This window comes from Novosphingobium sp. FG137 (assembly GCF_057809735.1).
In genome coordinates this window covers 250,158-270,748 of record NZ_JBMDKN010000002.1, presented here as the reverse complement: position 1 = coordinate 270,748, position 20,591 = coordinate 250,158, and the positions used below count along the sequence as shown (strand labels likewise).

20 protein-coding genes are annotated in these 20,591 nt (G+C 67.2%); 8 read left to right on the top strand and 12 right to left on the bottom strand.

Features of this window, described 5'->3' with window-relative positions:
• The first annotated feature begins 4 nt into the window (after positions 1–4).
• The 3 genes from ACODS2_RS06990 to ACODS2_RS06980 are packed head-to-tail and all read left to right on the top strand — an operon-like array spanning position 5 to position 2,846.
• Complete coding sequence (locus ACODS2_RS06990; RefSeq protein WP_488998171.1) at positions 5–1,132, top strand: FAD-binding protein; 1,128 nt, start codon at positions 5–7, stop codon at positions 1,130–1,132.
• A complete protein-coding gene (gene glcF / locus ACODS2_RS06985) occupies positions 1,116–2,417 on the top strand; it encodes a glycolate oxidase subunit GlcF (RefSeq protein WP_488998170.1) in 1,302 nt (433 codons plus the stop codon). Before ACODS2_RS06990 ends, glcF begins: the two co-directional genes overlap by 17 nt.
• Positions 2,418–2,423: 6 nt before the next feature.
• Positions 2,424–2,846: a GlcG/HbpS family heme-binding protein gene (locus tag ACODS2_RS06980; protein WP_488998169.1), complete on the top strand. Its 423-nt coding sequence runs from the start codon at positions 2,424–2,426 to the stop codon at positions 2,844–2,846.
• A gap of 4 nt (positions 2,847–2,850) precedes the next feature.
• On the opposite strand, the gene ACODS2_RS06975 is transcribed toward ACODS2_RS06980, so the two are convergent.
• Positions 2,851–4,593 carry a PQQ-dependent sugar dehydrogenase gene (locus tag ACODS2_RS06975; protein ID WP_488998168.1) on the bottom strand — a complete coding sequence of 581 codons (1,743 nt, stop codon included), beginning with the start codon at positions 4,591–4,593 and terminating at the stop codon, positions 2,851–2,853.
• A 325-nt stretch (positions 4,594–4,918) separates the two neighbouring features.
• Between ACODS2_RS06975 and ACODS2_RS06970 the strand changes: the two genes are divergently transcribed.
• From ACODS2_RS06970 to ACODS2_RS06950, 5 genes are read left to right on the top strand one after another with little or no spacing between them, the layout of a single operon-like run.
• Positions 4,919–6,010 (top strand): mandelate racemase/muconate lactonizing enzyme family protein, encoded by a 1,092-nt coding sequence (locus ACODS2_RS06970; RefSeq protein ID WP_298164642.1) that lies wholly within the window; start codon positions 4,919–4,921, stop codon positions 6,008–6,010.
• On the top strand, positions 6,007–6,762 hold the full coding sequence (locus ACODS2_RS06965) for an SDR family NAD(P)-dependent oxidoreductase (RefSeq protein ID WP_488998167.1): 756 nt from the start codon (positions 6,007–6,009) through the stop codon (positions 6,760–6,762). Before ACODS2_RS06970 ends, ACODS2_RS06965 begins: the two co-directional genes overlap by 4 nt.
• A gap of 45 nt (positions 6,763–6,807) precedes the next feature.
• Complete coding sequence (locus ACODS2_RS06960; RefSeq protein ID WP_488998166.1) at positions 6,808–7,680, top strand: beta-keto acid cleavage family enzyme; 873 nt, start codon at positions 6,808–6,810, stop codon at positions 7,678–7,680.
• On the top strand, positions 7,677–8,798 hold the full coding sequence (locus ACODS2_RS06955; RefSeq protein WP_488998165.1) for a C45 family autoproteolytic acyltransferase/hydrolase: 1,122 nt from the start codon (positions 7,677–7,679) through the stop codon (positions 8,796–8,798). The genes ACODS2_RS06960 and ACODS2_RS06955 overlap by 4 nt, the downstream gene beginning before the upstream one ends.
• Positions 8,795–9,451 carry an SGNH/GDSL hydrolase family protein gene (locus tag ACODS2_RS06950; protein WP_488998164.1) on the top strand — a complete coding sequence of 219 codons (657 nt, stop codon included), beginning with the start codon at positions 8,795–8,797 and terminating at the stop codon, positions 9,449–9,451. The genes ACODS2_RS06955 and ACODS2_RS06950 overlap by 4 nt, the downstream gene beginning before the upstream one ends.
• Here the strand turns inward: ACODS2_RS06950 and ACODS2_RS06945 are convergent, their stop codons facing one another.
• From ACODS2_RS06945 to ACODS2_RS06895, 11 genes are read right to left on the bottom strand one after another with little or no spacing between them, the layout of a single operon-like run.
• Positions 9,452–10,855: an MFS transporter gene (locus tag ACODS2_RS06945; protein ID WP_488998163.1), complete on the bottom strand. Its 1,404-nt coding sequence runs from the start codon at positions 10,853–10,855 to the stop codon at positions 9,452–9,454.
• The gene (locus tag ACODS2_RS06940; RefSeq protein ID WP_488998162.1) at positions 10,852–11,805 is read right to left on the bottom strand and encodes an alpha/beta fold hydrolase; all 954 of its coding nucleotides are present in this window, start codon (positions 11,803–11,805) and stop codon (positions 10,852–10,854) included. Before ACODS2_RS06940 ends, ACODS2_RS06945 begins: the two co-directional genes overlap by 4 nt.
• Positions 11,805–12,227: a hypothetical protein gene (locus ACODS2_RS06935; RefSeq protein WP_298164627.1), complete on the bottom strand. Its 423-nt coding sequence runs from the start codon at positions 12,225–12,227 to the stop codon at positions 11,805–11,807. Before ACODS2_RS06935 ends, ACODS2_RS06940 begins: the two co-directional genes overlap by 1 nt.
• Positions 12,224–13,300, bottom strand: a complete 1,077-nt coding sequence (locus ACODS2_RS06930) for a serine hydrolase domain-containing protein (protein ID WP_488998161.1) — start codon at positions 13,298–13,300, stop codon at positions 12,224–12,226. The genes ACODS2_RS06935 and ACODS2_RS06930 overlap by 4 nt, the downstream gene beginning before the upstream one ends.
• The gene (locus ACODS2_RS06925) at positions 13,297–14,076 is read right to left on the bottom strand and encodes a TIM barrel protein (protein WP_488998160.1); all 780 of its coding nucleotides are present in this window, start codon (positions 14,074–14,076) and stop codon (positions 13,297–13,299) included. Before ACODS2_RS06925 ends, ACODS2_RS06930 begins: the two co-directional genes overlap by 4 nt.
• On the bottom strand, positions 14,073–15,401 hold the full coding sequence (locus ACODS2_RS06920; protein ID WP_488998159.1) for an aspartate aminotransferase family protein: 1,329 nt from the start codon (positions 15,399–15,401) through the stop codon (positions 14,073–14,075). The genes ACODS2_RS06925 and ACODS2_RS06920 overlap by 4 nt, the downstream gene beginning before the upstream one ends.
• Positions 15,391–16,491 carry a CPBP family intramembrane glutamic endopeptidase gene (locus tag ACODS2_RS06915; protein WP_488998158.1) on the bottom strand — a complete coding sequence of 367 codons (1,101 nt, stop codon included), beginning with the start codon at positions 16,489–16,491 and terminating at the stop codon, positions 15,391–15,393. The genes ACODS2_RS06920 and ACODS2_RS06915 overlap by 11 nt, the downstream gene beginning before the upstream one ends.
• Positions 16,467–17,798, bottom strand: coding sequence for an aspartate aminotransferase family protein (locus tag ACODS2_RS06910; protein ID WP_488998157.1), 1,332 nt, complete (start codon positions 17,796–17,798; stop codon positions 16,467–16,469). The genes ACODS2_RS06915 and ACODS2_RS06910 overlap by 25 nt, the downstream gene beginning before the upstream one ends.
• Positions 17,799–17,823: 25 nt before the next feature.
• Positions 17,824–18,807 carry a beta-keto acid cleavage family enzyme gene (locus ACODS2_RS06905; RefSeq protein WP_298164618.1) on the bottom strand — a complete coding sequence of 328 codons (984 nt, stop codon included), beginning with the start codon at positions 18,805–18,807 and terminating at the stop codon, positions 17,824–17,826.
• Between the two features lie 23 nt (positions 18,808–18,830).
• Complete coding sequence (locus ACODS2_RS06900) at positions 18,831–19,622, bottom strand: SDR family oxidoreductase (RefSeq protein WP_488998156.1); 792 nt, start codon at positions 19,620–19,622, stop codon at positions 18,831–18,833.
• Positions 19,619–20,542, bottom strand: coding sequence for an SMP-30/gluconolactonase/LRE family protein (locus tag ACODS2_RS06895; RefSeq protein WP_488998155.1), 924 nt, complete (start codon positions 20,540–20,542; stop codon positions 19,619–19,621). Before ACODS2_RS06895 ends, ACODS2_RS06900 begins: the two co-directional genes overlap by 4 nt.
• Between the last annotated feature and the right edge of the window lie 49 nt (positions 20,543–20,591).

Here is a 20,591-nt window from a genome sequence, read left to right as displayed (position 1 = left end):
TCTGATGCTGGAGCCGAGGGATGCGGCGGACCTCGCCGAAATCGTCGCCGATGCGGCGGCGGGTGGGCGCAAGTTGGAGCTGCGCGGCGGCGGCACGCGCGCGGAGTTTGGCGCACCGCGTGATGCTGAAGTGATCTCGCTGGCGGGGCTGGCGGGTGTGGTCGATTACGATCCGGCGGAACTGGTGCTGACGGTGCGGGCGGGGACGCCGCTGGCCGATGTGCAGGCGCTGGTAGCGAGCGAAGGGCAGATGCTGGCGTTCGAGCCGTGGGGCGAGGCGGGCGCGACCATCGGCGGAACCGTGGCGGCGGGCGTGGCGGGTTCGCGCCGGGTGACGGCGGGGAGCGCGCGCGATCATTTGCTGGGGCTGACAGCGGTTTCGGGGCGCGGCGAGGTGTTTGTCGCAGGCGCCAAGGTCGTCAAGAACGTGACGGGGTATGACCTGCCCAAGCTGATGGCGGGATCATGGGGGCGGATCGGCGCGATGACCGAACTGACCGTGAAAGTGCTGCCACGTCCGCGCCATGTGGTGACGTTGGCGGCGCGCGGGCTGAGCCCGGCGGCTGCCCATGCGGCGATGGCTTGTGCACTGGGGAGCCGGGCGGAGGTGTCTGCCGCGGCCGCTTTGCCCGGTGGCACGGTGCTGCTGCGCGTGGCGGGCTTTGCGCCATCGGTGGCGGCGCGCTGCGCGGCGTTGCCGGGGCTGCTTGCAGGGCACTGCGCGCTGGAGGCCGTGGCCGAGGACGAGGCCGCGCCCTTGTGGCGGCAGGCGATGACGGGCGGCGCCCTGCGCGGCGCGGTGCGCTGGGATGTGCATCTGCCGCCGCGTGCTGCGCCGGAGTTCTTAGCCGCCCTGCCTGCCGGAACGGACTGGGCCATGGACTGGGGCGGCGGGCGGCTCTGGATCGGCACCGATCGCGACGATGACGCGGTGCGCGTGGCTGTGGCGCGGCTGTGCGGGGAGGCGCGGCTGATCCTGGCGCCTGCCGAAATGCGCGCGCGGGTTGCCGCGTTTCATCCGCGCGCACCCGGTGTGCTGGCGCTCGAAGCGCGGGTGCGGCGGGCGTTCGACCCCATGGACGTGTTCGCCACCGGGCGCTTTGCGGAGGATGCGCATGCAGACGCGGTTTGACGCAGGTGCGCTCGCCGATCCGGCGATGGCGACATCGGAAAGCGTGATCCGCAAGTGCGTGCATTGCGGGTTCTGCACGGCGACCTGCCCGACCTATGTGCTGCTGGGTGACGAGAACGACAGCCCGCGCGGGCGAATCTATCTGATCAAGGACATGCTGGAAAACCAGCGCGTGCCGGGTCCGGAGACGGTCAAGCATGTCGACCGCTGCCTCTCATGCCTTGCCTGCATGACGACCTGTCCTTCGGGGGTGAACTACATGCACCTCGTCGATCATGCGCGGGCCTATATCCACGAGCATTATCGGCGACCCTGGCATGAGCGGGCCACACGGCGGCTGCTGGCATGGGTGCTGCCCCATTCCGGACGGATGCGGCTGGCGCTGGAGCTTGCGCCGCTGGGCCGGCCATTCGTGCCGTTGATGAAGCGGATCAAGGCGCTGCAACCCTTGGCGGCGATGGTCGCGCTGGCTCCCAAGCGGGTGCCTGCGCCGGTGCTGGTGCAGCCCGAACGGATGGCGAGGCCCAAGGGCCGGGTGGCTTTGCTGCAGGGCTGCGCCGAGCCGGTGCTGAGCCCTGAGGTGCGCGCGGCGACGGTGCGGTTGCTGGAGCGGGCGGGGCACGAGGTTGTCTTTGCGCAGGGCGAAGGCTGCTGCGGCGCGCTGGTGCATCATCTGGGGCGCGAGAGCGATGCGCTGGCGGCGGCGCGGCGCAATGTCGATGCGTGGATGCGCGAGATTGAGGGGAAGGGCCTCGATGCGGTCATCGTCACCACATCAGGCTGCGGCACCACGATCAAGGATTATGGCCATATGCTGCGCGCCGATCCCGCCCATGCCGAAAAGGCGGCGCGGGTGAGCGCGCTGGCGATGGATGTAAGCGAATATCTCGCCAAGGTGGGGCTGCCACCGGTGACGGCGCGGGGGCTTTCTGTGGCCTATCATCCGCCCTGCTCCTTGCAGCACGGCCAGAAGGTGACCGAAGCACCGAAGCGGCTGCTGGCAGAGGCAGGCTATGCCGTGCGGCTGCCGGCGGAGGCGCATCTGTGCTGCGGTTCAGCGGGCACCTACAACATCCTGCAGAGCGAGATCGCCGGTCAGCTCGGCGCGAGGAAGGCCGAGCGGCTGAGCGCGTTGAAGGCCGATGTGATCGCCACCGGCAACGTGGGCTGCGCGGTGCAGATCGCGCGCCATGCCGGTCTGCCTGTCGTCCACACCATCGAATTGCTCGATTGGGCCACTGGCGGCCCGAAACCCGCAAATCTCAGTCATCTTCCCCAGGAGTAAACACCCATGACCCGTATCTCGCTCGATCAGGCCCAGACAATCGTTGATGGCGCGCTCAAGGAAGCCCGCGCGCTTGGGCTGAAGCCGATCAGCATGGCCGTGCTCGATGCCGGTGGCCACATGATCGCCCTCGCGCGCGAAGATGGTTCCTCGAACCTGCGCCCGCAGATCGCGACCGCCAAGGCCTCGGGCGCGCTGGCGCTGGGGGTCTCCTCGCGCACCATCGGTGAGATGGCGATCGAGCGGCCGACCTTCATCAATGCCGCGGCCGGGCTCAATCCGGCGGGGATCGTCCCTGCAGCGGGCGGCGTGCTGGTGCGCGGCAGCGATGGCGCTGTGATCGGCGCGGTCGGCGTGACGGGCGATACCAGCGATAATGACGAACTCGCCGCGCTGGCGGGGATCAAGGCGGCGGGGCTCGCCGCCTGATGCCTCAGCCGGGGCGGTGGCCCATGGTCCACACGTAGGCCGCCACCGCCCGCGCATCGGCCTCATCCAGCGGCGCGCCGCCCATCGCGGGCATGCCGCCGCTGGCCTTCTTCGGCTTGGCGACTCCGGTGCGGATCGTGGCGGCAAGGCCTTCGAGCGAGCCGTCGCTCCATTGATAGGCGGGGCCGACAAGCGAGCCGCCGGCGGAACTGCCGCGCCCATCAGAGCCGTGGCAGCCTGCGCAGGTGCCGCCCTTGGCCTCGCCGAAATAGATCCGCTGGCCGAGCGCGACTTCTTCCGCGTTCGAGCCGGGCGGGGCGAGAGGGGGCTTGCCGCTGAACGGATCGCCGGTGGTGAGCGCGCTTTTCACCGCCGCGCGCGGGGCGGCGGTGAGCGGAGCGTCCGCCGCGCCGTGGTAGGTCACGCGCCAGATCGTGCCGCGCACGTCATCAGCGATATAGAGCGCGCCGTCCGGCCCCACGGCGAGGCCCGCCGGGCGGTGGGCGGCGCGGCCGGGTTCGCGGTATTCTCCGGCAAAGCCATCGGCAAAGCGGATCCATGTACCCGAGGCCTTGCCGTCCTTCAGCGGCTGGAACGCGACGAGATAGCCGTCCTGCGGCGCGGGCGCGCGGTTCCATGAGCCGTGGAAAGCGATGAACGCGCCCTCGGCATAGGCGGCGGGGAAGCGGCCTGCGCTGTAGATCGCGACATCATTGGGCGCCCAGTGCGCGGGATAAGCGGCCACGATGGGCGTCTTTCCGGCGCAGCGGCCCTGCATTTTGCCGCCATCGCCGCCATATTCGGGGGCTAGCACGTGACGCTGGCCATCGTAGTAGCAGGTCGGCCAGCCGAAATCGGCGCCCTTGAACGGGGAGAACAGGATCTCGCTCGGCAATTCCGCGCCTTGTTCGCCGGAATAGAGCGCGGGCCAGTTCTGCGAGAGTTGATCGCGCCCGTGCTGGGTGGCGAAAACACGGCCCGCGCTGTCGAACGCGATGCCGCCGGTGTTGCGGATGCCGGTGGCCCAGCGGTCGGCGGGGGAGAAGACCTGTCCGGTCTTGTCGGCACGGTAGGCCCAGATGCCGCCGCGCGTCTGCTGTTCGATGCAAGGGTCTGCGCCTTTTGCACCGGGCTGGCGATTGGGGCTCTCGCACGTGTTGGAGGCCGAGCCGGAATTGACGAGGAGGAGGCCGCCCTTGTCGATCGCGAAGGGATGCATTGGGTGATCCCCCTTCATGACGAGGCCGGAGACGACCGTTTCGCCCGCGCCGCCGGGCACTGCCACGCCGGGGGTGAGCGCATAGCGGACGATGGTGCTGCCCTCCTCGGCATAGAGCGCCCCGTTCCACAGCGCGATGCCGGTGCCGCCCTGTCCGCCCTTGCGGGCATTCGAGCCGAAGCGCTCGGTCACGTCGGCGGCGCCATCACCATCGCGGTCCTTCAGCGCGACGATGAAGCCGCCGGCAGGTGCGGGTGCGCCGGGGAAGTAGTCGGGATAGTCCCAGGTGTTGACGTAGACCGTGCCGTCCGCACCGACAGTGAGGTGGCGGGCATGGCCGAGGTGATCGGCAAAGACCGTGGCGCAGAAGCCCGGCGGCAGGCTGAGCCCGCCATTGTCCGGTGCGCAGTCTGCACTCGCGGGTTCGGAAGCGGCAGCCAGCGGGGCGCGCGGGGAGATGAAGGCGAGGCCGAGTGCGGCGGCGCTGGCGGCGGCAAGGATGGTGCGGCGCGAGAGATGTTTGATCATGGCGCGACTGTGGTGGTCCGTCCGCCGGCGGTCAATCCTGATCAGAGGGAAATGGCGGTGAAGACAGGCAGCAGGAGGCCACGCCTGCCTGTGATGGAGGCGGGTGGCAGATGCTCAAGGGGGGCGGGGTTGCGGCAATTATATGACGAGGTGGTCATATAATTGCCGGAGGCCATAGAGTTGCCTCCAACAAAGAGTTTGAGCGCTAGAATGGTGCCAGGTTGCAAATGCATAGATCCCATTATATGACCTGAAAGTCATGTCAGTATCTCGCCTTCACACCGCTCCGATTGCTGAAATCCGTGCTCACGTCGCGGGGCATTGGTTGTTCGTCACGGTAACCACCGAGGGCGGCGCGATCGGGATCGGGGAGGCGACGTATTTTCCCCATCCGCTGGCAACGGCGGCGGTGATCGAGGACCTCAAGGCCATCTATATCGGTGCGGATGCCTTCCGGCCGGAGTGGCTGTTTCAGCTGGCGATCAAGCACCACTGCATTCGCGATGCGTGCCAGATGGCGGCGGTTTCCGCGCTGGATCAGGCGTTGTGGGACATCAAGGGCAAGGCGCTGGGCGTGCCGGTGTGGCAGCTGCTCGGCGGGCGGGTGCGCGACAAGGTGCGGGCGATCCTGCTGGTTGAAGCGGGCTCGGTCGATGCGCTGATCGCGGGGGCCGTGGCCGCGCGCGACGAGGGCTTCACCGCCATCAAGCTCAAGCCCTTCGTGGGTGATTGGGCACGGCAGACAACCGCGCGGATGCTGCAGGATGTGATCACCACCGTGCAGGAAACCCGCGCGGCGGTGGGCTGGGATATCGACATCGCGGTCGAGATGCACCGCAATCTGCCCCCTGACCTTGCGGGCGTGTTTGCCGAGGGGGTGCGGTCCATGCGGCCCTACTTCCTCGAAGATCCGGTCATGCCGTTCAGCCTTGCGGCCAATGTGCAGGCGGCACGCAGCATGGGCGGAACGGTCGCGCTCGCTGAGCGGGTGACCAATATCTGGGAGTTCCGGGATTACTCGGATTGCCCGGATATCGCGATCCTGCGGCCGGACATCGGCCTTGCTGGCGGCTTTACGCAGATGCGCAAGATCGCCGCGATCGCCGAATCGCGCCAGCAGCGCATCGTGCCGCACAACTTCACTTCGCCCGTGGCGACGGCGGCCCATATCCAGATGGCGGCGGCGACGGTGAACTGGGACGTCCAGGGCTATGTCCGCGAGGATCGCGATCCCTGGCGGCAGGTGGTGAAAGCGGTCAACCGGATCGAGGACGGCTACCTTGTGATCCCCGAAGTGCCGGGGATCGGGATGGAGCTTGATCTGGAGTGGCTAGAGGGCGCGAGCTACCAGCCGTTCGGGAGCCAGTTCCACCATGGTCTTGCGCGCGCGGCCGATGGCGGACCGCGCCAGATATGAGCGCCTCGCTCGCCGAACTGCTGCGCGGCTTTGCCGGTGCGCGGGTGGTGATTGTGGGCGGACGCGGCGGCGTGGGCGCTGCGGTGGCGGCGCAGGCCTGCGATCTGGGCGCGCGGGTTGTTGCGGCCTCGCGTCAGGGCGCGGCTGACTGGACCGCGCCGGGGCGCGGCCATGCAGTTCACGCGCGGCTCGATCTGGCGGATTCCGCTTCGATCCGTGCCTTCACGCAGCGGGTGGCGGAGAAGTACGGCGCGGTCGATATTCTGGTGACGGCGGCGGGCGTGACCCGCTCGGTCGCGCTGGCGGACTTGCCGCACCTCGATGATGGGCTGATCGACGAGGTGTTCCTTGCGAACGCCATGGGGCCGCTGCGGTTGGCGCGGGACCTTGCGCCGCTGCTGCGCGCGGGGACCGATCCGGTCTTCGTCAATGTCTCTTCGGTCGCCGCGCGAACAGGCCTTGGCAGCAACATCGCCTATGGCGCCGCCAAGGCCGCCATGGATACGGCGATGATTTCGCTCGCCAAGGCCCTGGCGCCGGCCGTGCGGACGGTGAGCGTGGCCCCCTCGGCGCTCGACACGCCGTTTGCGCAGGGGCGCGGCCCCGAATTCATCGCGCGCACGATCGCCGCCACCCCGCTCGGCCGGCTGGCGAACGTGACCGAAGTGGCCAATGCGGTGCTGGCTGCAGCGCGCCTGCTGACGGCCACCACGGGGGCGACAATCTACGTCGACGGCGGCCGCCATCTCTGACGGCGCGAGATAACCCGTCGCCGCTTGCCATTCTGGAGCCTGCCGATGCGCGATGTGATCCTGACCTGCGCCCTTACCGGGAATATCACCCGGCCCGACATGACCCCCTATCTGCCGATCACGCCGGAACAGATCGCAACTTCGGCGCTGGAGGCCGAGGCTGCGGGGGCGGCGATCGTACATATTCATGTGCGGCATGATGATGGCCGGCCCTCGATGGAACTGGCGCATTATACCGAGGTGGTCGAGCGCATCCGGAACGCCGGATCGCAGCTTATCCTCAACCTCACCACGGGGCCTGGTGGGCGCTTTGTGCCGGATGCTGAAGATCCGCGCCTTGCCGCGCCGGGAACGACCCTGCTGCCGCCGCTCGAACGGGTAAGCCACATCCCTGCGCTGCGGCCCGAGATCGCCACGCTCGATCTCAACACGATGAATTCGGGGGATCAGGTGGTCATGAACACGCCGCGCAATGTGCGGATCATGGCGCAGGCTATTCTGGACGCGGGGGCGAAGCCCGAGATCGAGATCTTCAATCCGGGCGATCTGGTGCTGGCGCGGGAGTTGCTGGCCGATGGGCGCTTCGGGCCGAAGCCGATGTTCTCGTTCGTGCTTGGCATCAACTATGGCTGGCCGGCGAGCATCGAGGCGATCCAGCTGGGCCTTGCCATGCTGCCGCCGGGCGCAATCTGGTCGGCATTCGGGGTTTCGCGCAGCAGCTTTCCGATGGTCGCCGCCGCGACGCTGATGGGCGGGCATGTGCGCGTGGGCTTTGAAGACAACATCTACCTTGCAAAGGGGGCGCTGGCCCGCAGCAATGCCGAGCTTTGCGCTAAGGCAGCGCGGATCGTGCGCGATCTGGGTGCGCGGGTGGCAACGCCATGGGTGGCCCGTGAAATGCTGGGGCTGGTGGCGTGAGCTTTCTGGGCAAACTGCACACCCTTGATCTCTATGGCACGCCCCGCCAGCGCGGACGCCAGCATGGCGAGGCACTGCGCGAGGAAATCGCGCGCCACCACGCCTTGTGGGAGGAAGCGATTGCTGCCGATCTTGGCGAACCTGCGGGCGCCTATCTGGACGGACTGATCGATCAGGGCTTCCTCGATGCGGCCGAGCGCCTTGCGCCTGACCTGTTGGAGGAACTCCGCGGCATCGCCGAAGGCTCCGGCATCCCCTACGCCCGCGTGTTCGCGCGCATGCTTTCTGACGAGGAGCCTTGGGTGCGCATGGAATATGCGCGAGACCGCGAGACTGCGCCCAAGGGCTGCTCATCGCTCGGTTCAGATGCCGGGCCAGATGCGCCGCTGCTCATTGCGCAGACCATGGACGTACCTACATGGTGGGATGGCGGACAGACTCTGCTGCGCTTCATGCAGCCTGATGGCGACCGCGCCCTCGTCTTCACGGTGGCTGGCAAGATCAGTTTGTGCGGCATGACCAGGCGCGGCCTTGCCATCACCTGCAATTCGCTGCTGCAACTCGATCCGGCACGCACCGGCCTTGCCGAAGACCTCGTCGTGCGCAGCTACCTGGCCAGCGGTTCTCCGGCAGCCGGGCACGGGTTCCTGCGGCATGTGCACCATGCTTCGGGCCAGAACTATATCGTCCCCGATGGCCACGGCCGCGCCGTCAGCCTCGAATGTTCGGCAAATGGCGTCAGCGAATGGCGCCGCGATGCCGGTGATCTCGTTGTGGCGCACAGCAATCACCCCGTCGCCAATCCGCACCAAGGCTGGTTCGAGGCGATGATTGCCGGGATGGACGAAGCACAGCGCACCGCCCGCTTCGGTTTCACTACCGAGGCGCGCCTCGCAACGCTTTATGAGCGCATCGATCCGGCGCAACGCCTGGATGTCGCGGCGGCCAAGGCGGTGCTCGCCTGCCGTGAGGGGCCGATTTGCCGCGTGGGGGAAACCGAGGGCAAGCGGGATGGCTTCAGCTTCGGCTCGCTGGTGATGGAACTGGGGGAAACGCCGCGCCTTCATGTCGCGCCGGGGCCAGCTGATCGCACCGCATGGCAGGAGTTTGACGCATGACGCTTGATCCAATGATGCCAAGCAAAGTGCTGTTCATCGGCGATTCCATCACGGACTGCGACCGGCTCCGCCCGGTTGGCGAGGGGGTCATGGGCACGCCGCTCGGCACAGGCTATGTCGCGCTGGTCGCCGCGCTGCTCACCGCCCGGTGCCCGGCGCACCGCCAACGCATCGTCAACATGGGCGTTTCGGGCGATACGGTGCGCGGCCTTGCGGCGCGCTGGCAGAGCGATGTTCTGGCGATCGCGCCTGATCACGTGGTGATCATGATCGGCATCAACGATGTGTGGCGCGCCTTCAGCCGCACGAACTGGGGCGATTGGCAGATCGGGCCGGAGGAATACCGCGAAACGCTGACGCGGCTGGTGACCGAGACCCGCGCAGCGGGCATCGGGGTGAGCGTGGCGGGGCCCTTCTTCATCGAGCCTGATCGCACGGAACCGATGCGGGCGAGAATGGACGCCTATGCCGCCATCGCGAGCGGCGTGGCGGCGGAGCAGGGCCTTGGCTTCATCGATGTGCAGGCTGCGTTCGACCATGTGCTGGAAGCGCTGCATCCCATGGCGCTCGCGCCTGATCGGGTGCATCCGGCGCTTGCTGGGCACATGATCATTGCCGAGGCGGTGATCGCAGGCCTGTTCGCAGCGCTCTGATCAGCGGTCGAGGACGGTTGCGCCGATCAGGCTCGCTTCGCCGCCGATCATGGCCTGATCGCGCCGATCGAGTGCGCGGCGGATCGCGGCGTGGCGGCGGGCGGTGATCTCGTAGCCGCGCATCAGCGCGCCGGATAGGATGAAGCATAGCAGCGGCACGAAGGTGGAAGTCATCAGCATGCCGAAGGTTGCGCTGGCGCTATTGACCTTGGCCGAGGGATCGAAGCCGACGATCGAGAGCATGTAGAACCCCAGCGCCCCGCCGATCGCGCCGCCTGCAGGATTGAGCAGCGTGCGCATCGAGAAATAGATGCCGGGGCGCGACTGGCGGGATTTGAGGCTGTCGTAGTCTGCCAGATCGGCCAGCAGCGCGCTGGGAAACAGCATGTTGGGCGTGCCGAGCGCGCTGACGAAGCTGCCGAAGGCCAGCATCAGCAGGAAATTGGCCTGCCCGCCCGGCGGAAACAGCAGGTAGACCGGCAGGAGTGCGCCATTGAGGATCTGGCCCCAGGCATAGACTTGATGCTTCCCGAAGCGCGCTGCGAGCCGGGTGCAGACCGGGATCGCGAGGAGCTGCGCGGCGGTGGCACTGAGCAGGAACAGCACGATCCCCTCGCCAAAGCCGAAGTAGTTGTCGAGCACGATGGTGATCAGCGCATAGCTCACCGCCCAGCCGATCGCGCTCAGCATGTCGGCGGCGATGAAGCGGCGGAACGGGCCGTTGAGCGTAAAGACCGTGCGCATCTCCAGCATGCCGTAACTTTCGCCCTGGGTGACGGTGCCGACCGGCACTTTCCACACGGCAAGGCCAATCGCGATGGGCATGGCGATCATGCCGATCAGGCCGAACACGGCCATGGCCTCGCGGTTCAGCGCCGAGGTCTTGAGCAGGCCGATTCCCGGCGCCGAGAGGATTTCAGGGAGGGCAAGGAAGAACACCCCGCCAATCAGCAGGGTCAGCGTCTGCGCCCCGGCAATGCGCGAACGTTCGGCGTATTCGGTGCTGATCTCGCCGGTCCAGCTGTTGTAGGGCGTCGCGATCACTGAATGCGCGATGTAGAAGCTGACAATGGCGAGCGCGAACCATGCGTTGCCGGCATCGGCGGGCGGCATGTAGGCCACGTAGAACGCCGGAACCGAGATGAGCGCGCCGCCGATTAGCCAGGGCTTGCGCGGGCCGAACCGGCCACGGGTGCGATCGGAGAGATAGCCGATCGGCGGATCGATCACGCCGTTGAAAATGCGCGCAAAGAGAATGATCGTGGCGATGCCCGCAGTGGTTGCGGCAGTGTGCTTGGCGTAGAAGGCCATGAGCAACGCCGGGAAGGGCGAGATCAGCAGCGAAAGCGGCAGCCCCGGCAGGGCATAGGCTGCGAGCTGGCCGAAGGGGACCTTGCCGCTCACCAGCCGCCGACTTTGGCGGCAAAGCCCTGTGCCGCGCGCGCGACGGCGCGGGCGAAGGTCGGTTCGGTGGGATAGTGGCCTGCGCCGGGCACGATCTCCAGCACCGCATGCGGCACCGCCTGCGCCAGATCGAAAGCGTTCTCCGGCGTGGTGCAGCAATCGTAGCGGCCGGTGATGATATGGACCGGAATGCCCGCCAGCCGGTCCGCCTCGCGCAGCAGCTGGTCATCGTCGACGAAGAAATCGTGCGCGGCATAGTGCGCGAAAATGCGGCCATAGTCGCGCCCGCGCAGGGGATCGGGCGGGGTCAGCGGCGCATCGAAGTGCATGAAGCCTTCTTCGTAGAGGAACAGCCGGGTGGCAAAATCGGCCGCAATTTCGGGATCGTCGCCCAGAATTCGCTTGCAGTAGGCTTCGCGCAGATCGCCTCGCTCTTTGGGCGGGACCGCACCGGCAAACGCCTCCCACAGTTCGGGAAACAGCGCGCGGACGCCGTGGAACCACCAGCGCGTGTCACGCTTGCGGCAGAGCCATGCGCCGACAAGGAACAGGCCAAGGCAGCGTTCGGGATGCGCCTGCGCATAGGCGAGCGCGAGCGTCGAGCCCCAGGAGCCGCCGCTGACCAACCAGCGCTCGATGCCGAGATGGCGGCGTAGCGCCTCCATATCGGCGACGCTGTGCTGCAGGCTGTTGGCGGCGAGTTCGCCGCGAGGGGTGGACTGGCCGCAGCCGCGCTGGTCGAAATGGACGCTGCGCAGGCGCGTGCTATCGCTGAAGCGCCCGCTGCCCAGCATCATCGCGCCGCCCGGACCGCCGTGGCAGATGATCTGGGGCAGGCCGTCCGCGCTGCCCATTTCGACCCAGTGGATCTGGTGGCCTTCGCCGACGTCGAGATGCCCCGAAGCGCGCGGGGCGGCCATTGTGCAGAACGGATCGTCGAGCCGCCGCATCAGCCGATGGCTTCGCCGCGTTGCAATTTCTGAAGCGTTTCGATCACCATCGCATCCTCGCGCTCGGCGAGAGCGGCGTGGGCCTTGGTCGGGCGCACGAACACGGTGAGCTCGCTGATCTGGCCGTTGTCGTCGATGGTGAAGATATCGAGCCCGTGGACTTCGACCGCGCCGATATTGCCCTTGAACTCCATGATTGCCTCGTCGCCCGCTGCCCAGGTGCGGTCGTAGCGGAAGTTTTCGAGGACCTTGGGGATCGACTGGAGAATGATCGCGAAGTGATTGGGATCGGTGACCGGCTTGTGATGGCGCGGGGTGAACAGCCGCGCGCCGGGGGCGAGCCATGCGCTGACCGAACTCCCGGTGCCGGCCTTGACCTTTTCAAGCACGGTTTCGATGAAGGTTTCGGCAGCAGTGGTCATGCGAATTCCTTTCGGGCGAGGGCAAGCAGCGGCCAGTGCCAGTCCGCCGCACCGATGGCCTGGTTGGCTGTGCCGGTGAGGAAGAGGCCGCAATCGGGATCGGTGAACATGCGCGCGGCAGGTGCGCCGGAATGGCCGATGAGGGTCATGCCATCGCGCTCGACCCGGAACAGGCCAAGTCCGACGCCTGTGCGCGGCGCGGCCATGCCTTCGGGCGCGGCCCAGTCCTGCATTGCTGCCAGCGTCTCAGGCTTGCGGAACAGGGACCCGGCCAGCAGCGCGCGCAGGAACGTGGCGAGCGCTGCCGCGGTGGCGACAAGGCCGCCGCCCGCCCAGTCGAAGCTGAGCGAGACGCCGCTGGCGAGAAGGGGCATGTCACCGAAGTATTGATCGATTTCGGGCAGCCGCGCCGGCTCGCGGTAGGCCAGCCAGATATCGTCGATGCCGGCCGGATCGAACAGACGGCGGCGGTAGGCTGCGTGCAGCGGCTCGCCCCCCGCGCGCTCGATCAGGAGGCCGAGAAGCATGTAGCCGGTATCGGAATAATGGAAGCGCGCGCCCGGCGGGGAAAGGCGCGCATCGGCAGTGCCGCTGGCAAAGAAGTGGTTGATGACCCCGGCGTTCGCGTCGTCGGGGCGGGCGGGATCGAAAGGCTGCCAGTGCTTGCCGGGATCGAGCATCAGCCGGCCGATCACGCTGCCCGGCGCCGGGCCGCCCAGCGTTTCGGCATCGTCCTCCATCGTGTCGCGGATGCCGGCGGTGTGCGAGAGCAAGTGGCGGATCGTGATCCCGCCATCGAGCCGCCCCTGCGTTAACGTGCGGTCAATCACCCCGAGATCGTCGAACGGGGTCTCGAGCGAGAAGGCGCCTTCCTCGATCAGCTGGAGGATCACCGTGGCGGTCATCGTTTTGGTGATGGAGGCGACGTGGAACGCGCCGTCGGCGGTCGCGGGTGCGCGGGCGGCGGCGAAGCGGCAAGTGCCGTGGCGATCCTCGATGCGCAGGATCGGCGTGTGGAGCGCCGGAGGGAGCGCGGCGAAGGCCTCGGCCAAGCCTGTTGCTGTTGGCGTCACGCCAGCGCTTCCATCCAGCCGAGCGTTGCGCCGGTGCCGGCAAACGACATGTATTCCGCGCCCCAGGCTCCCGCGTAGCCAGCGGCCTCGATCCCGGCGAACAACGCGGCGAAATCGAGCGTGCCCTTGCCGGGCGGCTGGCGGCCGGGCAAGTCGGAGAACTGGATATGCGCGATAGCCCCGGCATGGGTCCGGTAGCTGGCGAGCGGATCCTCGCCGCCTGCTGCCGCGTGATAGAGATCGAATAGCAGACCCAGCGCCCCGCCAAAGTCGGCGGCAATGGCGGCGGCTTCGGCGGTCGTGCCGATCAGCGCGGTGGGGGCCTCGGCGCGGTTGACCGCTTCGACCACGAGCTGCGCCGTGATCCCGCGGCTGCAGGCCTGTTCAAGCGCGAGCGCGACATTGGCGCGGTAGACATCGAGACAGGCCTCGCGGGCCACGCCTTCGGGCACGCGGGAGGGGCCGATATGGAGGATTGCGGGCTTCAGCAGCGCGGCGGCATCGAGCCCGATATCAAGCGCCGCGGCAAAGGCGGCTTCGCGCCCCGGTACGCCGGAAAGGCCCGGACCGCCGCCCAGATAATCGCCCATATCAAGGTTCATCAGCGTGATGGGCAGGCCCGATGACTCTGCCGCTGCGGCCCAATCGGCTGCGGCGGCTTCGCCCGGCACCTGGATTTCCGCGCCGCAGAAACCCGCCGCCCTGGCCGATGCAAACCGCTCCGCGATCGGCAGATCGCGCCACATCAGGGATACGCTGGTGGTAAAGCGCCTCAAGCCGCAATCCTTTCCGCCTCGGCAAAACGGGCCAGCGCCTGTCCGGCGCGGTCCACGGTCTCGGCGATATCGGCATCGGTCATCGCGGTCGAGCCGACCATCAGGCCGCGCGTGGCCATGAGCACGCCCGCCTCCAGCATCAGGCCGTGCAGTTGTTTCATCCGAGCCAGGTAATCCGTGCCAGAGCGCACATGAAACTCGCGGTAGTTGCGTGCCGGTTCGCGGAAGAACTGCAGGCTGGTCATCGAGGCAAGGCCATTGGCGCGCATGGCAAGGCCGAGCGCCTCGAAATGCGCGGTGAGGCCGTTGCGCAGGGCATCGCCCTGCCGTTCGAGCTGCGCGAAGGCTTCTGGCGTCAGCGCATCGAGGGCGGCGCAGCCGGCGGCCATCGTCATCGGATTGCCGGTGAAGGTGCCCGAATGGCTGATCTTGAGCGGCCCCGCCAGATTGTCGAACACCGCCATCGCGGCGCGCGTGCCGGCCACTGCGCCGATGGGCAGGCCGCCGCCGATGATCTTGCCGAGCGCGGTCATGTCCGGCGTCACGCCGAGGCGGCCTTGCGCGCCGTGGTAGCCTGCGCGGCCGCAGAACACCTCGTCGAAGATCAGCACAACGCCGCGCCGCGTGCAGAAATCGCGGATCGCGGCGAGATAGGCGGGGTCAGCGGGGGAGAAGCCGAGCCGGGCGGGAATCGGGTCGATCACCACGGCAGCGAGGCTCTCGGCCTGTTCCTCGAGGATCGCGAGCGTGGCGGCGGTATCGTTGAACGGGAAGATCACCGCTTCATCCAGCAGGCTTTGCGGCGTGCCGCGCCCGAAGGGCGGGGCTGCGGGGCGTTCGGCCGGGCCCCAGGTCTCGGCGGTCGGCAGGAAGCTCGCTTCGACCAGATCGTACTGGCCGTGATAGCCGCCTTCGGACTTGGCGACTTTGGAGCGCCCCGTCAGCGCCCGGGCCCCCTTGACCGCGACCATGATCGCTTCGGTCCCCGAATTCATGAAGCGCACCTGATCGGCACCGGGCCAGCGCGCGCAGATGCGCTCGGCCAGCTCCACTTCGGGCTCGGCGGGGAGGATGCAGCACAGCATGCGCTCGGCCTGCGCTTTCACCGCCTCGATCGTCGGGCGGTGGCCATAGCCGTGGATCAGGGTAGAGAAGTTGTTGACCCAATCGATATAGACGTTGCCATCGACATCGGTGACCCGGCAGCCCTCGCCGCGGCTGGCGTAGAGCATCGGCGGGCCGAACACGATCATGTGGCGGGTGTTGCCGCCGGGCTGGACGGCGCGAGCACGCTCGAACAGCGCGCGGGAACGATCATAGGCCATGGGCTTGGTTCTCCCGTTCGGACCAGATGCGTGAGGGATCGGTGCGGCCATCGCCGCCGTGGAGCCTGAGCCGGGTCGACCAGCCGAGGTCCTTGCCCGAGATCAGCAGCACTATGGCCGCTGCGCCGAGCCAGAGCCAGATGGAGTGGCTATAGACATTGCCGCCGCCGCCATCGCCATCGGGGCGCAGCTTGAACGCGCCGTAGAGCATGTTGAGGCTGCCGTGGACGATGATCGCAGGCCAGACACTGCCGCCGGACAGGTTGACGAAATAGACCGCCACGATCGTCATCGCGGTGCAGGTGATGATGAAATTGAACTGGCCGAGCAGGAGGTTCGGGATCGTGTTCTGCCCGGTCAGCAGCAAGGGCACTTCGCGCGGGAAGTGCCATAGCGCCCACATCACACCGAGCAGGAGCGCTGCGGATAGCGGGCTTGCCAGCCTGCGGGCGAGCGCGGGCCACGCAAAACCGCGCCAGCCCAGCTCCTCGAGCAATCCGCCCTGATTCATGAACAGCGCCACACCCCAGGCCGCGCAGAACGTGCCGAGCGACTGCATGCCGAACGCCTTGACCAGAACGCTGCGCGCCGCATCGCCGACCAGGAAGAACGCGGCTGCGGACGAGAGCCCGGCGGCCCCCGCGACGATCAGCAGCAAGGCGGCATAGAGCCGCACGCCGTCGCGCCAGGTCTGGTCCCCCAGGATCGGCTTGTAGAGCGAGAGCAGCGGGGCAACGCCCTGCCGGCCCCAGCCGATCCCGGCCACAAGCAGGGCCGCCGTGGTCGGCGCGCCCGGGAAGAACAGGAACATCGAGACCTGCGGCACTTGCCAGTAGCCCATGAGGCTGAGCGGCACGCCATCCGAATGGGCCGCCCAGTAGGGGTGGGCAGCGGCGACCTTGGCGCGCTCGATGTAGAAGTAATCCCCCAGGCTCACGCCCGGTCCGCCAAAGTTTGGCCAGAGCACGGTGTGGATCATGGCGTAGGTCCACAGCAGCGCGGCGATGCCCACTGCTATGCCATAGAACCAGCGGACCGGATGGCGGCGGACCTGCGCGGAAAGGTTCATTGCGCCATGATCCTCGTCCATGCGCGGCGGGCGCCGGCGATGGTGAAATCGATATCGTCATCGGTCATCGGCGTCGAGCCGACAAAACCGCCGCGCATGGTGAGGAGATCTTCCGCCAGCAGCTCCGTCTGGATCACCGGCAGCTTGGGGGCGATTTCGGTGGCGAAGGCATAGGCCAACTCGCGGTAGTTGTTCAGCGGCAGTTCGGTAGGAGTCATGCCCGAAAGCGAGCCTTCGCCCAGCACTTGCGCCGTGATCCCCAGATCGCGCCGGATCGCGCGCAGGCCCTCGCGCAGCCGTTCGCCCTGCGCGGCCATGCGGGCGAAGACTTCGGGCGTCAGCAGGCGCAGCGAGGTGGTGCCGCAGGCCATGGCCATCGGATTGGCAGTGAAAGTGCCGCTGTGCTTGATCTTCGGATCGCCCGCATCGACCTCGAACACGCTCATGAACTTCTGCTGGCCGCCGCAGCCGCCGACGGGAATGCCGCCGCCGATGATCTTGCCCATGGTGGTGAGATCGGGCGTGATCCCGATTTCGCCCTGGAAGCCGTTGTAGCCTGCGCGCAGCGACCAGACCTCATCGAAGATCAGCACGATGCCGAGCTTCTCGGTCTCTTCGCGCAGCATTTCAAGATAGGGGCGGTGTGGGGCGACCATGCCGAGCTGCAAGCGCTGCGGATCGAGGATGACGGCAGCGAGCTGGTCCGCCTCGGCGCGCAGGATGGCGCGCGTCGCCTCGATATCGTTGAGCGGCAGGATCGTGACGAGATCGAGCAGGCCTTGCGGATGGCCAACCTGGTAGGCCGTGGCATTGGGCCGCTCGGCCGGGCCCCAGTTGCCGGGGTTCGATTGGAAGCTGGCTTCCAGCAGATCGAACTGGCCGTGATAGCCGCCTTCCATCTTGGCGATCCTGGGCTTGCCGGTATAGGCGCGAGCTGCCTTGATCGCGATCTGGTTGGCCTCGGTTCCGCTGTTCATGAAGCGCACGCGTTCGACCGACGGGATGCGCTCGCACAGGATCTCCGCCAGCGAGACTTCCCATTCGGTGGGCAGCACGGCGGACATCAGCCGCCCGGCCTGCGCGGCGAGCATATCGACGATTTCGCGCTTGTTGTGGCCGTGGATCAGCGAGGAGAAGTTGTTGACCCAGTCGAGCCGCCGGTTGCCCTCGACATCGGTGATCCAGCAGCCATCGCCGGATGCGGCGTATGTCGGGTTGGGCTTCTGCACGACGAGGTGCCGCGTGTAGCCCGAAGGCATGACATGGCGCGCACGTTCGAAGATCTGTGCGGAAGCGGTCTGGTTGTGTCCGGCGGCAGCGGCGGCCATGGCGGATTCCTTCAGCAAATGGAGACTAGAACTTGACGTTGTTGGCGCCCTTGGTGCCCAGCATCGCCCGCGCTTCGTCTGGCGTGGCGATCTCGAGGCCGAGCTCTTCGAGAATGCGGCGGATGCGGCCAACCTGTTCGCCCGAGGATTTCGCGAGCTGGCCCTTGCCGTACCAGAGCGAATCCTCGAGCCCGACGCGCACGCTGCTGCCCAGCAGCGCGCCTTGGGTGATCGTGGGGATCTGCGATTTGCCCGCCGCGAGGCATGACCAGATGTAGTCATCGCCAAACAGCTCGTCGGCGGTGTCCTTGAAGTGATGGACATGGCGCATGCCGGTGCCGATGCCGCCAAGGAAGCCGAACACCGACTGGATGAAATAGGGCGGCTTCACCCAGCCCATCGTTTCCAGCATTTTCAGGCTGTAGAGGTGGCCGATATCGAAGCATTCATACTCGAAAACGACGCCGCGTTCCTGGCCGAGCTCCTTCGCGATGCGCTCCATCGAGGCGAAAGTGTTCTGCATGGTGAGGTCCTTGGTGCTCAGCACGAAGAGCCTTTCCCAGTCGCTCAGCTTGTCGAGCTCGTACCGCATGCCCAGCATCCAGTTGGCCGCATTCATCGGCCCCATGTTGAAGCTGGTGATCTCCGGCTCGAACTGCTTGGGCGCGGCGAGCCGCTCGTCGAGCACATCGGCCCAGGCGGTCTTCACATCGAACCCGCCATCGGGCTTGCGGCGGATCGCGGGCTGGCCGGTGGTGATGTTGATGATGACATCGGACTGCTGCTTGATGGCGGGCAGATACTGGCCATAGACCGCCGGATCGGTGACGGGGCAGCCGGTTTCCGCATCGCGCGCGTGGAGGTGGACGATGGCAGCGCCCGCTTCCGCTGCGCCGACCGAATCCGCGATGATCTGTTCGGGGGTGATCGGCAGATAGGGTGACATCACCGGCATATGCATCGCGCCCGTGGTCGCGCTGGTGATGATGACCTTGTTGGTCTTGCGCATCAGGTTCTCTCCGGATTGTTCTACTATTGGAAAATTCGGGCCGGGCTGAATGCGCCGTTGCCCGCCAGCATCTGGCCGCCATCGGCCGGCATGATCGCGCCGGTCACATAGGATGCGGCGTCGGAGGCAAGGTAGAGCGCCAGCATCGCGACATCGCCGGTGTTGCCGAAGCGGCGCAGCGCAGTCGCCTCGGTCGCGATCTTGCGCATCGCTTCGTTGGGGGCGAGCTTGGCCATGCCCTCGGTGCCGTCGATTGGACCGGGGACGAGGCTGTTCACCCGCACGCCTTCCGGCCCCCATTCGAAGGCGAGGCATTTGACCAGCATGTCGATCCCCGCCTTGGCCGCGCAAACGTGGGCCTGCGCGAAATAGGGCGCGGAGCCCTGCGGCGCGGAGATCGCGATGAACGAGGCACCGGGCTTCTTCGCCAGTTCATACCCGGCGCGAAACACATGGAAGGTGCCGACGAGGTCGATATCGACCACAGTCTTGAAGCCGTTGGGCGAAAGCGCGGCAGCAGGGGCGACGAAATTGCCCGCCGCGCCCGAGACGATCACATCGAACGGGCCGTTCGCCTCTGCAGCTGCCTTCATCGCCGCGCTCACCGCTTCGGCATCGCGGACATCGGCGGCAAAGCCGATGGCGCCGTGGCCGATCGCGGCGGTTGCGGCCTCCACCTTTTCAGCCTTGCGGCTCAGCACTGCCACCTTGGCGCCGTGCGCGACATAGGCCTGGGCGATGGCGAGATTGATGCCGCTGGTTCCGCCAGCGATGAAGGCGCTGCGGCCGGCGAGCAGATCGGGGACGAAACTCACGATGCAGGTCCTTCAAAGGCAAGAGGCTGACCGGGGCAGGGCCATTCGAACGACACCAGCCGCCCGGTGGAGGAGAGGGTGACGAATGCTGTGCGCCGATCCGGGCCGCCGAATGCGATGTTGGTGGCGTAGTAATCGTCGAGCGGGGTGAAGCGGCGCGCAGCGCCATTGGGCGAGATGCGCCAGATGCCGCAGGCGTTGAAGCTGGCGACGCAGATGTGGCCCTCAGCATCGAGCGCCATGCTGTCGAGGAAGTTGCGATCGGGCAGGCCGGCCACGAGGTGCCCGCCGGCCGGGGCAGGCCAGGGCAGCAGGCTGACTTCGCCGGGTGCGACAATGGGATAGGACAGGATCCGGCGCGTGACCGTTTCGGCCACGAACAGCGTCTTCCCGTCGGCCGAGAGGCCCACGCCGTTGGGGGTGATCAGGCCGGTGACGACCGGGCGCAGGAAGCTGCCATCCGGCGCGCCGTAGTGCACCGCACCAAGCCCCAGTGTGCGCCCGTCACGCTTGCCGTGATCGGTGACGTAGAAATTGCCCAGCGCATCGAACACGAGATCGTTGGGGCTCTGCAGGCGCATGCCACCGGAGGCATCGTAGAGGCGCTGACTCTCTCCAGTGGCGAGTGAGACGCGTTCGATCCAGCCGGGGACATCGGATTGCCCGGTCGGCCGCCGCCAGCCATTGGCTTCACTGGTATAGAGCCAGCCGCCGGAATTGGCGATGACGACCCAGCCATCGGGGCCGAGCGCTGCGCCGTTTGGCCCGCCTTCGAGCTGTGAAATGACCGCGAGGTCACCATTTGGGCTGACGCGTGTGAGGGCGCCACCCTCGATCTCCACGACGACCACACTACCGTCCGAAAGCGCGATTGGACCTTCGGGGAAGCGCAGTCTGTCTGTGATGACCTGAAGTGCCACGCGCGACTCTCTCCCGTTACGGGAGAAAGTTTATGACCCGTGGGTCATA

What these genes read in the sequence shown, in the direction of transcription:
- ACODS2_RS06940 (WP_488998162.1), bottom strand. Translation starts at nt 11,805, where the DNA reads ATGCGGCGGCTCGACGATCCGTTCTGCACAATGGCCGCCCCGCGCGCT.
- ACODS2_RS06905 (WP_298164618.1), bottom strand. Translation starts at nt 18,807, where the DNA reads ATGCGCAAGACCAACAAGGTCATCATCACCAGCGCGACCACGGGCGCG.
- ACODS2_RS06915 (WP_488998158.1), bottom strand. Translation starts at nt 16,491, where the DNA reads ATGGACGAGGATCATGGCGCAATGAACCTTTCCGCGCAGGTCCGCCGC.
- ACODS2_RS06975 (WP_488998168.1), bottom strand. Translation starts at nt 4,593, where the DNA reads ATGATCAAACATCTCTCGCGCCGCACCATCCTTGCCGCCGCCAGCGCC.
- ACODS2_RS06980 (WP_488998169.1), top strand. Translation starts at nt 2,424, where the DNA reads ATGACCCGTATCTCGCTCGATCAGGCCCAGACAATCGTTGATGGCGCG.
- ACODS2_RS06990 (WP_488998171.1), top strand. Translation starts at nt 5, where the DNA reads ATGCTGGAGCCGAGGGATGCGGCGGACCTCGCCGAAATCGTCGCCGAT.
- ACODS2_RS06910 (WP_488998157.1), bottom strand. Translation starts at nt 17,798, where the DNA reads ATGGCCGCCGCTGCCGCCGGACACAACCAGACCGCTTCCGCACAGATC.
- ACODS2_RS06935 (WP_298164627.1), bottom strand. Translation starts at nt 12,227, where the DNA reads ATGACCACTGCTGCCGAAACCTTCATCGAAACCGTGCTTGAAAAGGTC.
- ACODS2_RS06965 (WP_488998167.1), top strand. Translation starts at nt 6,007, where the DNA reads ATGAGCGCCTCGCTCGCCGAACTGCTGCGCGGCTTTGCCGGTGCGCGG.
- ACODS2_RS06960 (WP_488998166.1), top strand. Translation starts at nt 6,808, where the DNA reads ATGCGCGATGTGATCCTGACCTGCGCCCTTACCGGGAATATCACCCGG.
- ACODS2_RS06950 (WP_488998164.1), top strand. Translation starts at nt 8,795, where the DNA reads ATGACGCTTGATCCAATGATGCCAAGCAAAGTGCTGTTCATCGGCGAT.
- glcF (WP_488998170.1), top strand. Translation starts at nt 1,116, where the DNA reads ATGCAGACGCGGTTTGACGCAGGTGCGCTCGCCGATCCGGCGATGGCG.
- ACODS2_RS06920 (WP_488998159.1), bottom strand. Translation starts at nt 15,401, where the DNA reads ATGGCCTATGATCGTTCCCGCGCGCTGTTCGAGCGTGCTCGCGCCGTC.